This window comes from Janthinobacterium sp. GW456P (genome assembly GCF_002127655.1).
GTDB lineage: Bacteria > Pseudomonadota > Gammaproteobacteria > Burkholderiales > Burkholderiaceae_D > Janthinobacterium.
The window spans coordinates 25,883-38,970 of sequence record NZ_NEHB01000020.1 but is presented as its reverse complement, the minus strand read 5'-3'; the positions used below and the strand labels follow the sequence as shown (position 1 = coordinate 38,970).

General features: G+C 66.0%; 15 protein-coding genes and 1 tRNA gene. 11 read left to right on the top strand and 5 right to left on the bottom strand.

Features of this window, described 5'->3' with window-relative positions; all coding sequences use genetic code 11:
- The first annotated feature begins 9 nt into the window (after positions 1-9).
- The 10 genes from CBW66_RS18525 to CBW66_RS18485 are packed head-to-tail and all read left to right on the top strand — an operon-like array spanning position 10 to position 9,917.
- Positions 10-1,446 carry a type II and III secretion system protein family protein gene (locus CBW66_RS18525; protein ID WP_086139978.1) on the top strand — a complete coding sequence of 479 codons (1,437 nt, stop codon included), beginning with the start codon at positions 10-12 and terminating at the stop codon, positions 1,444-1,446.
- Positions 1,447-1,462: 16 nt separating this feature from the next.
- Positions 1,463-1,768: a hypothetical protein gene (locus tag CBW66_RS29045; RefSeq protein WP_086148691.1), complete on the top strand. Its 306-nt coding sequence runs from the start codon at positions 1,463-1,465 to the stop codon at positions 1,766-1,768.
- Entirely contained in the window at positions 1,758-3,185 is a 1,428-nt protein-coding gene (locus CBW66_RS18520; RefSeq protein ID WP_172402201.1) for a pilus assembly protein TadG-related protein, read from the top strand. The genes CBW66_RS29045 and CBW66_RS18520 overlap by 11 nt, the downstream gene beginning before the upstream one ends.
- A complete protein-coding gene (locus CBW66_RS18515; protein WP_086139950.1) occupies positions 3,182-3,664 on the top strand; it encodes a TadE/TadG family type IV pilus assembly protein in 483 nt (160 codons plus the stop codon). Before CBW66_RS18520 ends, CBW66_RS18515 begins: the two co-directional genes overlap by 4 nt.
- Complete coding sequence (locus CBW66_RS18510) at positions 3,654-4,262, top strand: TadE/TadG family type IV pilus assembly protein (protein WP_070219070.1); 609 nt, start codon at positions 3,654-3,656, stop codon at positions 4,260-4,262. Before CBW66_RS18515 ends, CBW66_RS18510 begins: the two co-directional genes overlap by 11 nt.
- 55 nt (positions 4,263-4,317) lie before the next feature.
- Positions 4,318-5,487, top strand: coding sequence for an AAA family ATPase (locus CBW66_RS18505; protein ID WP_086139949.1), 1,170 nt, complete (start codon positions 4,318-4,320; stop codon positions 5,485-5,487).
- A gap of 57 nt (positions 5,488-5,544) precedes the next feature.
- Positions 5,545-6,891, top strand: coding sequence for a CpaF family protein (locus CBW66_RS18500; RefSeq protein WP_086139977.1), 1,347 nt, complete (start codon positions 5,545-5,547; stop codon positions 6,889-6,891).
- A 12-nt stretch (positions 6,892-6,903) separates the two neighbouring features.
- Positions 6,904-7,881, top strand: coding sequence for a type II secretion system F family protein (locus CBW66_RS18495; protein WP_086139948.1), 978 nt, complete (start codon positions 6,904-6,906; stop codon positions 7,879-7,881).
- 15 nt (positions 7,882-7,896) lie between these two features.
- Complete coding sequence (locus CBW66_RS18490; RefSeq protein WP_086139947.1) at positions 7,897-8,835, top strand: type II secretion system F family protein; 939 nt, start codon at positions 7,897-7,899, stop codon at positions 8,833-8,835.
- Positions 8,836-8,846: 11 nt separating this feature from the next.
- Positions 8,847-9,917 carry a LytR C-terminal domain-containing protein gene (locus CBW66_RS18485; protein ID WP_086139946.1) on the top strand — a complete coding sequence of 357 codons (1,071 nt, stop codon included), beginning with the start codon at positions 8,847-8,849 and terminating at the stop codon, positions 9,915-9,917.
- Positions 9,918-9,987: 70 nt separating this feature from the next.
- Here CBW66_RS18485 and CBW66_RS18480 read toward each other — a convergent pair whose 3' ends face one another.
- The gene (locus CBW66_RS18480; RefSeq protein ID WP_086139945.1) at positions 9,988-10,980 is read right to left on the bottom strand and encodes an EDSAP-1 family PEP-CTERM protein; all 993 of its coding nucleotides are present in this window, start codon (positions 10,978-10,980) and stop codon (positions 9,988-9,990) included.
- A 211-nt stretch (positions 10,981-11,191) separates the two neighbouring features.
- Positions 11,192-11,566, bottom strand: coding sequence for a hypothetical protein (locus CBW66_RS18475; RefSeq protein WP_086139944.1), 375 nt, complete (start codon positions 11,564-11,566; stop codon positions 11,192-11,194).
- A gap of 150 nt (positions 11,567-11,716) precedes the next feature.
- Here CBW66_RS18475 and CBW66_RS18470 point away from each other — a divergent pair, with 150 nt between their 5' ends.
- Positions 11,717-12,028 (top strand): hypothetical protein, encoded by a 312-nt coding sequence (locus CBW66_RS18470; RefSeq protein WP_086139943.1) that lies wholly within the window; start codon positions 11,717-11,719, stop codon positions 12,026-12,028.
- Positions 12,029-12,043: 15 nt separating this feature from the next.
- Here the strand turns inward: CBW66_RS18470 and CBW66_RS18465 are convergent, their stop codons facing one another.
- The 3 genes from CBW66_RS18465 to CBW66_RS18450 all read right to left on the bottom strand — a co-directional run bounded on the left by CBW66_RS18465 (position 12,044) and on the right by CBW66_RS18450 (position 13,067).
- Positions 12,044-12,250: a dodecin gene (locus CBW66_RS18465; protein ID WP_086139976.1), complete on the bottom strand. Its 207-nt coding sequence runs from the start codon at positions 12,248-12,250 to the stop codon at positions 12,044-12,046.
- 202 nt (positions 12,251-12,452) lie between these two features.
- Positions 12,453-12,528, bottom strand: a tRNA-Thr gene (locus tag CBW66_RS18455).
- A gap of 26 nt (positions 12,529-12,554) precedes the next feature.
- Positions 12,555-13,067 carry a ClpXP protease specificity-enhancing factor gene (locus CBW66_RS18450; RefSeq protein ID WP_070223748.1) on the bottom strand — a complete coding sequence of 171 codons (513 nt, stop codon included), beginning with the start codon at positions 13,065-13,067 and terminating at the stop codon, positions 12,555-12,557.
- Between the last annotated feature and the right edge of the window lie 21 nt (positions 13,068-13,088).

The following is a 13,088-nucleotide window of genomic DNA, read 5'->3' as shown; positions in this document are numbered from 1 at the left end:
GACACGCTCATGAACCGCGCCCTGCTGACACTGTGCTGCCTGCTGTTGCCGCTTGCCGGCGCGGCAGCCGATCCTGGCCCCCGCTGCGGCGGCGAAGCGGCGACACCGGGCAACTTGCAGCTGCAGGTGGGCAAGTCGAGCATGTTGCACCTGCCCGAGGCGGTGCTGGCCCGCAGCGTCGGCAATCCGGCCATGCTGCAAGCCATGCTGGTCGCACCCGACACCTTGTATGTGGTCGGTGTTGACGTGGGCAGCACGAATATGATCATCCAGGGCAGGAGCGGCGTGTGCAGCGTGGTGAACGTCAGTGTCAGCATGGACCCGTCCGGCCTGCAAGCAACCCTGGCGGCCCTGATGCCGGAAGAAAAAGCCATCCGCGTGACGGCCGTGGCCGATACCCTGGTGCTGTCGGGCACGGTGCAGGATGCGGGCGCCGTGCTGCGCGCCGTCGAGCTGGCGCATGCGTATGTGCGCCGCGCCACCGCACCGCTGGCGCTGCCCAAGCCAGCCGATGGCGCCGCCTTGCCGCTCGCGGCCGCTGCACCCGGCGGCGCGGGCAGCGCGAACAGCCGCGTCATCAATATGCTCGACGTCAGCGCGCCGCAGCAGGTGATGCTGGCCGTGCAGATCGCCGAAGTGTCGAAGTCGCTGCTGGAACGGCTGGAAGTGGGCGCCACCCTGCGCTTCGCTTCCGGCAGCTGGGCCACCACCTTGCTGTCGAATTTCTTGAGCGGCACGGCCAACGGCTTGCTCGATGTGCGCAAGTCGAATGGCCAGCAGCTGACCATCGAGGCGCAGAAACAGGATGGCCTGGTGCGCATCCTGGCCGAGCCGACGGTGATGGCGATCAGCGGACAGGAGGGCAGTTTTCTGGCCGGCGGCAAGATCTTCATTCCCGTCGGCCAGGACAACAACAAGATTACGCTGGAAGAGCGCGAGTATGGCGTCGGCCTGCGATTTACCCCCACCGTGCTGTCGGGCGGGCGCATCAATTTGAAGGTGGCGCCGGAAGTGTCGGAACTGTCGCGCGAAGGCGTCGGCATTTCCGCCGCCGGCGTCAGTGGACGTTCTATTTTGCCCGTCATCACCACGCGGCGCGCCTCGACCACGGTGCAGCTGTATGACGGCCAGAGCTATGCCATCGGTGGCTTGATCAAGAACAACCAGGTGAGCAACATCACGGGCTTGCCCTGGCTGAGCGAACTGCCCATCCTCGGCGCGCTGTTTCGCAGCACGGATTTCCAGCATGACCGCACGGAATTGTTGTTTGTCATTACCGCGCACCTGGTGAAACCCTTGCCGGCCGATGTCGTGTTGCCGACGGCGCAGCTGGCGCCGCCTTCGCGCACGGACTTGATGTTGCGCGGCAAGATGGAAGCGACCTTGCCGCCGGTGTCGCCGTCCGTGCCGCCACCGCGCGCGGCCAACGGCTTCGAGTTGAAATGAGACGGGGAGACACGCCATGCCGAATTCGCTCCTGATATGGCTGCGCCGCCTGGCCGCGCTGACCCTGGCGCTGCAACTGGCAGCCTGCGCGCACAGCAGCAGCACGCCGCGGCTGGACCCGCGCTTCGGCGACGCCGTGCGCCTGGCCATGGCGCAGCAGGTGCGCGATCCGGCCAGCGCGGACAATCGCACGCCGGCCGATGGCCTCGACGGCCCCAGCGCGCACGCCGTCATGCAGCGCTACCGCGCCTCGTTCGCCGAACCGAACGGCCAGACGCCGCAGCCGGTGCAGTTCATGCTGGGAGGCGCCAATGGCAAATAGACGCCAGCGCGAACACGGGGCGATGCTGATCGCCTTTTCTATCCTGCTTATCCTGGTGCTGGGCTTTATCGGCCTGGCGCTCGACGTGGGACAGGTCATCGGCCGCAAGACGGAATTGCAGAACCTGGCCGACAACGCGGCGCTGGCGGCGGCGGCCGAACTGGTGGGCACGCCCGAAGGCTTGCTCGCTGCCGTGGACAAAGCCCAGCACAGTGCGGCCGACAAGAGCGCGTGGCGGCGCCGCATGCAGGGCGCGATCCTGTCGGACGCCAGCATCCGCTTCGCCAGCGCGCCCGGCGCGCCCGCCAGCGAATGGCATGCGGCGGGCGCCGTGCCCGACGCCGCCACGGCGCTGTTCGTGCGCGTCGATACGCAGGCCAATGCACCGTCGCTGGGGCGGGTGGCGACGGCGTTCCTGGGCGCCTTGTCGCCGGCGCTGCGCACCCTGGACACGGGGGCGCGCGCCGTGGCGGGACGTACCAGCCTGAACCTGACGCCGCTGGCCGTGTGCGCGCTGTCGGCCAGCGCGGCCAGCCCGCGCACGAATGCGGCGCTGCTGCCGGCCGTCGAGCTGCTGGAATATGGTTTTCGCCGTGGCGTGGCGTATAACCTGTTGAAACTCAATCCGCACGGTCCGGCGGCCGAACATTTCGTGCTCAATCCCTTGGGCCAGCCCGGTGTGGTGGGCTCGTCGCTGCAGGTCGGCGAGTCCAGCGTGCTGCCGTTTGTGTGCAGCGGCACGGTGCTGTACCCGCGCATCGGCGGCGCGCAAGTGCATGTGCACCGGCCGTTTCCCGCCGCCTTGTGGCCGGCATTCAACGCGCGCTTCAACCTGCATGCGGGCAGCGGCTGTCATCCCGTCACGGCGCCGCCCGACACGAATATCCGCGCCTATCCGAATACGGCCACGAACTGGTGGATGACGAACACGCCCGACGCGCCGAGCGCCCTGAGCACCGGCAATCCGCTGCTGTCCGTGGCCGATCCGGAATCGAACGCGACGCCGCCTGCCGTTGGCAGTTACGGCCCGCTGTGGTCGTTTGGCAAGGCGGTCAAGTACAGCAGTGTGAAGCCGGCCGGCGGCTACGTGCCGTTTGCCACCAGCGACTGGACCAAGCTGTATCCGGCCAGCCCTGCCGCGCCTGCCGCCAAGCCCGGCTATCCTGCCACGCCGCCCTACCAGACGCTGGCTTACCAGATGGCGCCGACCGGCAATACGGGCGTGGCGCAGCGGCGCCTGCTGCATATCGCCCTGCTGGCCTGCCCTGTGCCGGCCGGCAGCGATGTCCTGGCGCAGGTGCGGGGCATCGGCCGCTTCTTCATGACGGCGCCGGCCAGCAATGGCGTGTTGAGCGCCGAATTTGACGGCCTCGTGGCCGAGGGCGCGTTGGCGGGCCCTGCGGAGCTGCTGCAATGAGGCCGCCCTGCCGCGCGCCCCGCCGCCAGGAGGGTGTCGCCGCCATCGAGCTGGCGCTGATCCTGCTGTTTTTCATGGCGCTGCTGCCTTTCGTGCTGCTGTTCGGCCGCGCGCTGCTGGTGTACACGGCCCTGCAAAAAAGTACGCACGATGCGGCGCGCTACCTGGCCACCATGCCGCTGTCGCAGATGGCCAGGGGCGACACGGCGAACCAGGGTGCCGTGTTTGCCCGGCAGATGGTGGTCGATGCCATGGCGGAAAGCTGGCCGGCCATGCAGCCATACCTGATCAGCGTGGAATGCGTGTATGCCGACGATTCTTACAGCTGCGGCACGTATGCGGCGGCGCCGCTGCAGGTGCGCATCAAGTTGTCCGTCGACATGCCGGTGGATTTCCTGCCCGAACTGACCCGCAAGTGGCTGCCGCAGCTGGCACCGATCCCGCTGCGCGCCAATGCGACATTACGCTATGTTAATTAACCTGCGCCCCCGCCGGCAGCGCCAGGGCGGCGTCTTCGCCGTTGAGTTCGCCATGCTGGCGCTGTTGTTCTTTCTCTTCCTGTTCGCCATGCTGGAAGTGGCGCGCGCCGTGTATCTATGGAATATGGTGCACGAGATTACCCGGCGTGCCGCGCGCGGCGCCGCCGTTACCGATTTCAGCAATGCAAGTGCGCTGCAGGCCGTGCGCGCGCAAGCCGTGCTGCGCGCCGCGCCTGGCGTGCTGCCGCTGGGCGGCGGCATCAGCGACGCGTATGTGCGCATCGATTACCTGTCGCAGTCCAGCGGCGGCGCCGCGCTGGCGGCATTGCCGGTGACGGTGATGCCCGGTTGTCCGCAGCGCAACCGCATCAATTGCCTGGACGATCCGCATGGCGCCAGCTGCATCCGTTTCGTGCGCGCGCGCCTGTGCGTGCCCGGCGATGGCGGACGCTGCGAGAGCGTGCCGTACCGGCCCATCCTGCCGCTGCTGGCAGTGATGTTTCCTTCCGGCGCAGGCGCCGTGCGCCTGCCCAACGGCGCCACCATGGCGGTGGCCGAGTCGCTGGGTTATCCGGACAATCCCGGTTTTTGTCCTTGAGCGCCACTTGGCGGCGCAGCCGACTGTGTAGACCTGAAAGAAGCGAGGAAGTGCGATGAAAGCCCTGATGATTAGCCGCGACGCCAGCTTGCACGATGAAATTGCCGCGCAGGGGGCGGCCCGCATGCCCGTGCTGCGGCTGTTGGAACGGCGCAGCGGCCTGCGCGACGCCGTCGAGCGCATGCTGCCGGAAGCGCCGGAACTGGTGATCGTCGACGCCAGCGGTATCGATGCCGATGAAGCCGACCTGCTCGAGCGCCTGGCGCGCCAGTATCCGCTGGCGGTGCTGATGCTGCTCACGCGCGGACAGCAGCAGGATGTGCTCATCCGCGCCATGCGCGCCGGCATGCGCGAAGTGCTGCAGCTGCCGCTGGTGCACAAGGCCTTTCACGAGGCGATGGACAGGGTGGATATCCAGGCCGGCGTGACGCAGATGCGCGACGGTAAAGTGCTCGCCTTCATCTCGTGCAAGGGCGGCAGCGGCGCCACTTTTTTGTCGACGAATTTTTCTTACGCGCTAGCCAGCCTGGCCGGCTGCAAGGTGCTGCTGATCGACCTGCACGGCCAGTTCGGCGACGCCACCCTGTATGTTTCGGACCAGAAGCCGGCGATGACACTGTCCGACATCTGCGCCCAGATCGCGCGCATGGACGGCGCCTTCCTCGCCTCGTGCCTGGTGCACGTGACGCCGAACTTCGGCGTGCTGGCGGCGGCCGACGACCCCGCGCACCAGGTCGACATGCAGCCCGAGCACATGGACCGCATCCTGGCCGTGGCACGCCAGCACTACGACTACATCGTGCTCGACGTGGGACGCCAGATCGATGCGCAGTCGCTGCGCGCGCTCGATAACGCCGACGCCATCTATCCGGTGCTGCAGCTGGCCTTGCCCGACATCCGCGACGGGCGGCGCCTGCTCGACATTTTCCGCTCGCTCGGCTATCCGGGCGAGCGTCTGCGCCTGATCGTCAACCGCTATGAAAAGGGCGGGCGCCTGCGCCTGGCGGACCTGGAGCAGGCGCTGGGCGCGGAAGTGGTGCACACGGTGCCCAACGATTACATTGCCGCCACCGATTCCGTCAATCAGGGCATCCCGCTGCTGCAGCTGTCGCGCACCAGCGCCGTGGCGCGCAGCCTGGCCGAGCTGGTGGAACTGGTGACGGCGCGCCGCGTGACGGAAAGCCGCGGCCTGTTCGACCGCCTGTTCAGCCGCAGCGAGGCGTGACGGGGCGGCAGGTGGAGTACGACAAGGCTCCCGCCGGGAGCCATCATGGGAGCCGAGATGACTTTACGCGAACGCTTGGCGGCAAATGAAACGGTGCGCCCCGCCAGCAATGGACAAGGCGCGCTGGCGCTGCACGCCTACCAGGAACTGAAAAAAACCATGCACCAGACGATACTCGACCGTATCGACCTGGAACGCTTGAAACGCCTGACGGCGGAGCAGTTCAAGCACGAGCTGGCGCTGCTGGTGCAGCGCGTGATCGAGGAAGAGCGCATCGTCCTCAACCAGCACGAGCGGCACAGCCTGGTGCTCGACATCCAGCATGAGATGCTGGGCTTTGGTCCGCTCGAACCCCTGCTGGCCGATGCCAGCGTATCCGACATCCTCGTCAATACCTGCGACAAGGTGTACGTGGAGCGGGGCGGGCGGCTGCAGCTGACGGACGTGACCTTCCACGACAATGCGCACCTGATGAAGATCATCGAAAAGATCGTCTCGCGCGTGGGACGGCGCGTCGATGAATCGAGCCCGATGGTCGACGCGCGCCTGCCCGACGGTTCGCGCGTAAATGCCATCATTCCGCCGCTGGCCGTCGATGGTCCGATTTTATCGATCCGGCGCTTCGCCGTGCAGCCCCTGACGATCGCCAACCTGCTCGACTACAAAAGCCTGACGCCGCCCATGGTGCAGGTGCTGCAGGCGCTGGGCCAGGCCAAGATCAATATCCTGATCTCGGGCGGCACGGGCAGCGGCAAGACGACCCTGCTCAACGTGCTGTCCGGTTTCATTCCCGGCAGCGAGCGCATCGTCACCATCGAGGATGCGGCCGAACTGGCACTGCGCCAGCCGCACGTGGTACGGCTGGAAACGCGCCCGCCGAATATCGAAGGCAAGGGGGAAGTGAGCCAGCGCGCGCTGGTGCGCAATGCGCTGCGCATGCGGCCCGACCGCATCATCCTGGGCGAGGTGCGTGGCGCGGAGGCGCTCGACATGCTGCAGGCGATGAACACGGGCCATGAAGGTTCGCTGGCGACCATCCATTCGAACACGGCGCGCGACGCGCTGGCGCGGCTGGAAAACATGGTCGGCATGGCCAACGTGAACCTGACGCCGCGCGCCACGCGCCAGCAGATCTGTTCCGCCGTGACGGTGGTGATGCAAGTGTCGCGCCTGACGGATGGTGCGCGCAAGCTGGTCAGCCTGCAGGAGGTGACGGGGATGGAAGGCGACATCATCGCCATGCATGAAATCTTTCGCTTCGAGCAGACGGGCGTCGATGCCGATGGCAAGGTGCAGGGCCACTTTTGCGCCACGGGCGTGCGGCCCCGCTTTACGGAGCGCCTGCGCATGTTCGGTGCGCCGGTGCCGGACACGGTGTTCGACCCGGACCGAATTTATGAGTAAGGGGGAGGGATCATGGACCTGGTGTTCTACGGCTTTGCCGTGCTGCTGTTCGCCGCCTGCATTCTGATGGTGGAAGGGGCCTGGCTGTGGTGGTCGGGCACGCATGGCAGCGCGGCGCGGCGCATCAACCGGCGCTTGCGGCTGATGGCGGCGCGCGGTGAGGCGGGCGGCGAGCGCGTCTCCATCCTCAAGCAGCGCCGCTATGCGCGTTCGCCCGGCCTGGAGCGGCTGCTGCGGCGCATGCCGCAGGCGGCGCGGCTGGACCATTTGCTGCTGCAATCGGGCTTGTCCTGGTCGGTGGCGCAATTCCTGGGCGGCAGCGGCGCCTTGCTGCTGGCGGCCTTGCTGCTGTTGGCGGCCTGGTCCATGCCCTTGCCCGGCGCCTTGCTGCTGCTGTCCTGTGCCGTGAGCGCACCGTGTTTGCTCGTGCTGCGCGCGCGCGCCGCGCGGCTGAAAAAGATCGAGGCGCAACTGCCGGAAGCGGCCGATTTCCTGGCCCGCGCGCTGCGCGCCGGGCACTCGTTTTCGAACGTGCTGCAGATGGTGGGGGATGAACTCAATGAGCCGATCAGCGGCGAATTCAGGACGGCGCACGAAGAGATCAATTACGGCGTGCCGATGAACGAGGCGCTGCAAAATCTGGCCGCGCGCATACCGCTGACGGACTTGCGCTACCTCGTCATCGCCGTGCTGGTGCAGCGCGAATCGGGCGGCAACCTGGCCGAGGTGCTGGTCAGCATCGCGCGCATCATCCGCGCCCGTTTGAAATTGCTGGGGCAGGTGCGCGTGCTGTCGGCCGAGGGGCGCATGTCGGCCTGGGTGCTGGGCCTGATGCCGGTGGTGATGATCGGTGTCATGGCCCTGGTCAACCCGCAATACATCCGCCTGCTGTGGACCGATCCCAGCGGCATCAAACTGTTGTGGTACGCGGCCGGCATGGTGGCGCTGGGCGTGGTCTGGATGCGCAATGTGATCCGCATCCGCATATAACGTGGAGAAAACGCCATGACCGGCCCACAACTGCTGTTTTTGTTGATCGTCTTTGCCGTGGTGGTGGCGCTGGCCCTGCTGGCGTGGCTGATCTTCTGTCCCGGTACCTTGCGCCAGCGTCTGTTCGGCGCCACGGCGTCGGCTGCCAGCGAGGCGGTGGCCGATACTGGCTGGGTCGAGCGCGTGGTGCGCGTGGCGCAGCCGTTCAGCAAGCTGTCGCTGCCGGAAGAGGGCTGGGAGCGCTCGCCGCTGCGCACGCGTTTCATGAACGCGGGCTGGCGCCAGGCGAGCGCGCCGGCCCTGTACTTTGCGGCGAAAAGCTTGCTGGCCCTGCTGTTTCCCACCGTGCTGGGCCTGTATGCGGCCAGCGCCATGGCGGCGCAGCTGCGCAGCGTGCTGCTGTTGCTGCTGTGCGTCAGCGCCACCATCGGCTATTACCTGCCCAACCTGGTGCTGGCCAGCACGGCCAAGCGGCGCCAGCGTGACATTTTCGAAAACATCCCCGATGCGCTCGACTTGCTGACCGTGTGCGTGGAAGCGGGTCTGAGCCTGGAGCGCGCGCTGGTGAAGGTGTCGGGCGAGATCCACATCAAAAGCGTGGTACTGGCGCAGGAATTGCAGCTGGTGCTGATGGAAATGCGCGCCGGTTTTTCCAAGGAAAAGGCGCTGCGCAACCTGGCCTTGCGCAGCGGCGTGGAAGACGTCGATACCCTGGTCGCCATGCTGATCCAGTCGGAACGCTTCGGCACCAGCATGGGCGATTCGCTGCGCGTGCATTCGGAAAACCTGCGCGGCAAGCGCAGCCTGCTGGCCGAGGAGGCGGCGGCGAAGATCGCGTTAAAACTGCTGTTCCCGCTGATTTTTTGCGTCTTTCCCACCCTGATGCTGGTGCTGATGGGGCCGGCCGTGATCGAAGTCTATCGCGTGCTCGTGCCGGCCATGGCCAGCCGCTGAAAGGAGTCACCATGCGCTTGACGATATCCCGCCTGGCCGCCGCCTGCGCCTGTCTGGGCCTGGCCGCCTGTACTACGCAGCTGGCCCATGCACCGGCGCCGCAGTGGCCTGATGCCGATGCCGCCTATGCGGCGGGGCGCCAGCATGTCGAGCGGGGCGACCTGCCCGCGGCGCAAGCGGCTTATGAACAAGCCTTGCGCCATGCGCCGCGCCACGTGAACGCGCGCAACGGACTGGCCGTGCTGCACGCGCAGCGGGGCGAGCATGACGCGGCGATCGCCCATTGGCTGGCCTTGACGCAGGAAGCGGGTGCACGGCAGCCGCAGCAGGCCTATCTGTTCAGCAATCTCGGCCACGCCTATTATTTAAGCGGACGCGACGCGCAAGCCTTGCCCGTGCTGGAACAGGCGTGCCTGCTCGATCCGCTCAATGCGCTGGCCTGGCAGCACCTGGCACAGGTACTGGAACGGCTGGGACAGTATGAGCGCGCCGCCGTCATGCGGCGCCAGGCGGCCAGCTTGCAGGAGCACGACGTGCGGCGCGATCTGGCCTTGTTGCGCGGCGAGGCAGCGCCGCAGGGCGTGCCCGCGCCGGTGCCCGATGTGCCCGCCATGGCGCGCGTGGAGATCACGCAGAGCGATGGCATGGCCCGCCTGAGACGCGTGCCGGCGGCGGTGCGCAGCCTGACCGTTAGCCCATTGGTGCCGGCTGCGCCTGTGGCTGGCACGCCGCGTCCGCGCCTGGAAATTGTCAACGGCAACGGCGTGCCGGGCCTGGCCGCCGCGCTGGCGCGCAGTCTGGCCGGTGCGCCCGTGCAGGTGGTGCGCCTGGCCAATGAAGCCAGCTTCCAGGTGGCGCGCACGCGCGTCGAATACCGGCCCGCGCAGGAACAGGCGGCGCGCCAGCTGGCCCGCCAACTCGGAACTCAGGTGCAGACCCAGGTGCAGACCCAGGCCGCCGACTGTCCCGCCAGCGAGCTGCGCCTGGTACTGGGGCGCGACTTGAGCGACCCCGCCATGCTGCACCGCTATTATCTGCAGCAATTGCAGCTGGCCCGCCAGGCGCTGGCACGGCTCGGTTAACACACATCGGCTGGCATAAAAACACGCGGCGCCTTTTGCGGGCGCCGCGTGTTTTTGAGCGTGCCAATGCTTATTTCGGCTGGCGGCGGCGCGTAAAGGCGAGGGCGGCCAATCCCGTCCCCAGCAGGAACAGGGTGCCGGGCTCCGGCACTTGCAAGGGATCGATGACGACGATATCGGTGCGCGTGGACTTGGAAAAATTCAAGGTGTAGCTGCCGGCGGGCAGGGCGAAATTTGAGGTCAGGGAAAACATCGCGAAGCCGTTCGTGAAGGCGCGCCCGGTGGCGGGGTCGTTGGTGCCGGCCGTCATGTTCAGGCTGAACGGGTCCAGGCTGCCAACCGTATGGTTGCCGTTGATGTCGCTGCCATTGCTGGCGTCGCCATCAGGCGCGAACTGGAAGATCACGCCGTCGGCGTTCGCATGCGACAGGCAGCCGGCGGGGCTGGCGGCATTGCACGAAATATTGAAGATATCCATGATCGACACGTTCGACTTGTCGCCCATGGTCGTCACATTGGCCAGCAGGTCGCGCCGTCCCATGAAGCTGAAGGTGATGAAGCCGGCGCTCGACAGGGTCAGGTTGACGGAACCGGTGAGGGTGTCGCCCGCCGTGGCCGTGGCGGCGCCGACCGTGTTGCGCTGCGCTTCCGACACGGCGCTCACGGTGGAGCCGCCCGCCGTGAGCATATTACCGAAAGCGTGTGCATCGCCGCGGGCGAACTCCAGGGTGGTACTGGGACTCGGTGCGTAGTGATTTTGCGGCAAGCCGCTGCAGCCGCCGCCCGAACACACTTGCAGCACATCGGCGTTGGCGGCCGGGCCCGTATTGACGGCGCGCGGATTGACGGCCACGCCGCCCTCGAAGAAGGCGCTGTCGCTTGCATTGCGGTTGGCGCCGGCCAGCGACAGCGCGCCGGCGCTGGTGGTGATGCGGAAATTGTTCAATTCGTTGACGGCCAGGCCGTACGCACCCGCCTGCGCCTGACCACTGGCCAGCAGACTTGCCGCCGCCAGTGCGCCCAGCCAACCCAGGGTCTTGTTTCGTGTGTGATCGACGTTCATCGCAGCCTCTTATCGTAGTCAGTCTCGGAAAATCCGGGGGATAAGGAGTCCAGAATGGCTTGCTTGGACTCATCTCGTAGACAGTGATAAGCAGCTTGCGTGCCACACAAAAAAAGCATATTGAATCAAACACTTGCGCAAAGCGGGCTGAGCTGGAGAGGGTAAAGTGTAAGAAAGGCCGACGCCACCTGGCGGGCAGCGCCGGCCAGCCTCAGGTAGCGCGATGATAGCCGAGGTGGCCACCGGAATTGCGCGCGCAACCGCAACCGATGCGCGCCACTTCCTCGCCTTCCGTCAATTTCCAATTGGTAATCGTCGTGTGCTGCCAGTCGATGTCGCTTTTCTTGACAGGCTTCACCGTCAACGTGCGGGCGGCCGCATCCGTGTACTCCATCAGCTCTTCGTCGTCTGCGATGTCGAAATGGCGGTGGATCAGGGAAATGCCGAAGCGGTCGAGCGCGCCATAGCGCTGCAGCACGTCGCGCAGTTCGCGAAAACAGGCCAGGTCGTCCGGCAGCAGCGGATGGACGGCGGAAATATCGGCGACGGGCTGCCATTGCATGGCGTGGATGTTCAGGCTGTGCATGATGTTCTCCTGTGCCCCTTGTCGCTAGCCCAGGCTGCCGGAGGGGCGCCGGCACGCCTGGCGAAATGCTCATCGTGGCCGCAACGCCGTTGCGGCGCTTGCGCCAGATCAAAGGTGCGGCACATCATGGCTTGCCCGGTAAAATAGGCCATGGCAAACAAAACCCCCACCTTCCCCGGCGCACGCACGGGCCGCGGCCAGGTCCTGGCCGTGCTGCTGTCGAACCGCGACCAGTCCGGCGCCGAACCGCTGCAAGGCCGCGTTTCGCTGGCCGCCATCGTGAAAGCGCTGAAACGCAAATACCACTGGCCGATCGAAACGCACAGTTTCCCCGCCAACACGCAGGACGGCCGCGCCAGCTGGGCGACCGTCTACAGCTTGCCGGACAAGGTGATTCAAGCCGCGCTGGACAACGGCGGGCGGGAGTGGCTGGAGAGCCGGGGAACGGTTGGGCGGCGGTGAATGCGCCGCGGTACGCTATTCGAGCCGGAAGCCGACCTTCAGCGTAACCTGGAAGTGCCCCACCTTGCCATCGACAATGTGCCCGCGCGACTCCGTCACTTCATACCAGTCCATATGTTTCACCGTCAGCGCCGCCTTGGCAATGGCATCGCGTATCGCCTGATCGCTGCTCTCGGTGGACGTGCCCACCAGTTCGATCAGCTTGTAAGTGTGTGCGGACATGATATTCCCCCAGGTAGGCAAGCCAGACATCGGGAGCCTGCATTGCGCAAGCACGTGCTCATCTTGCGCTTAAATGTGTTGGACGTCATTGCGCGGTGCAGCAATGAGGTACGAAAGCGGCTTACCTGGACAGTGACGCCTTTCGGAAAGAAAAAAGGGCTACCAGCCGAAGCGGGTAACCCTTTGATTTCCTACAAAATTCTGGTGCCGACTGCCGGTTTCGAACTGGCCACCTGATGATTACAAATCAACTGCTCTACCAAATGAGCTAAGTCGGCAAAAACTGCGCGTTGCAAATTATACGCTATTTAATGCGCGTCAGGGTCGGGCGGCCGCCTTTTTTTGGTGGCTCGTCGTCGCCGGGCGTGGCGTTGTCGCGTTGTTCGGGGGAGCTGGCCGGCACGGACGACAGGGTCGGGCCGCTGGCAGCGGGGGCGAGTACTGGCGGCGGCACGTCGGCCGAGGCGGGGCTGTCCGTCGGTTGCGCGTCGGGATCATCGTTGCCCAGCACGGGTTCGAAAGCCATGCCCTGGCCGTTTTCGTTGGCGTAGATGGCCATCACGTTGTCGACCGGCACGTAGATTTCGCGCGAGACGCCGCCAAAGCGGGCGTGGAAGCGGATGGCGTCGTTGTCCATCTTCAGGCCGCTGGTGGCGCCGAAGCTGATATTGAGCACGATTTCGCCCTTTTTCACGTATTCCATCGGTACCGTGGTGCGCGAATCGACTTTGACCGCGAGATAAGGCGTGTAGCCGCTGTCGGTGCACCACTCGTAGATGGCGCGCAGCATATAAGGTTTGGTTGAGATTTCAGACATGGTAGGCACGGTGAGGCGGGA

Coding starts and splice junctions, on each gene's coding strand:
- CBW66_RS18525 (WP_086139978.1), top strand. CDS start 10: ATGAACCGCGCCCTGCTGACACTGTGCTGCCTGCTGTTGCCGCTTGCC.
- CBW66_RS29045 (WP_086148691.1), top strand. CDS start 1,463: ATGCCGAATTCGCTCCTGATATGGCTGCGCCGCCTGGCCGCGCTGACC.
- CBW66_RS18520 (WP_172402201.1), top strand. CDS start 1,758: ATGGCAAATAGACGCCAGCGCGAACACGGGGCGATGCTGATCGCCTTT.
- CBW66_RS18515 (WP_086139950.1), top strand. CDS start 3,182: ATGAGGCCGCCCTGCCGCGCGCCCCGCCGCCAGGAGGGTGTCGCCGCC.
- CBW66_RS18510 (WP_070219070.1), top strand. CDS start 3,654: ATGTTAATTAACCTGCGCCCCCGCCGGCAGCGCCAGGGCGGCGTCTTC.
- CBW66_RS18505 (WP_086139949.1), top strand. CDS start 4,318: ATGAAAGCCCTGATGATTAGCCGCGACGCCAGCTTGCACGATGAAATT.
- CBW66_RS18500 (WP_086139977.1), top strand. CDS start 5,545: ATGACTTTACGCGAACGCTTGGCGGCAAATGAAACGGTGCGCCCCGCC.
- CBW66_RS18495 (WP_086139948.1), top strand. CDS start 6,904: ATGGACCTGGTGTTCTACGGCTTTGCCGTGCTGCTGTTCGCCGCCTGC.
- CBW66_RS18490 (WP_086139947.1), top strand. CDS start 7,897: ATGACCGGCCCACAACTGCTGTTTTTGTTGATCGTCTTTGCCGTGGTG.
- CBW66_RS18485 (WP_086139946.1), top strand. CDS start 8,847: ATGCGCTTGACGATATCCCGCCTGGCCGCCGCCTGCGCCTGTCTGGGC.
- CBW66_RS18480 (WP_086139945.1), bottom strand. CDS start 10,980: ATGAACGTCGATCACACACGAAACAAGACCCTGGGTTGGCTGGGCGCA.
- CBW66_RS18475 (WP_086139944.1), bottom strand. CDS start 11,566: ATGCACAGCCTGAACATCCACGCCATGCAATGGCAGCCCGTCGCCGAT.
- CBW66_RS18470 (WP_086139943.1), top strand. CDS start 11,717: ATGGCAAACAAAACCCCCACCTTCCCCGGCGCACGCACGGGCCGCGGC.
- CBW66_RS18465 (WP_086139976.1), bottom strand. CDS start 12,250: ATGTCCGCACACACTTACAAGCTGATCGAACTGGTGGGCACGTCCACC.
- CBW66_RS18450 (WP_070223748.1), bottom strand. CDS start 13,067: ATGTCTGAAATCTCAACCAAACCTTATATGCTGCGCGCCATCTACGAG.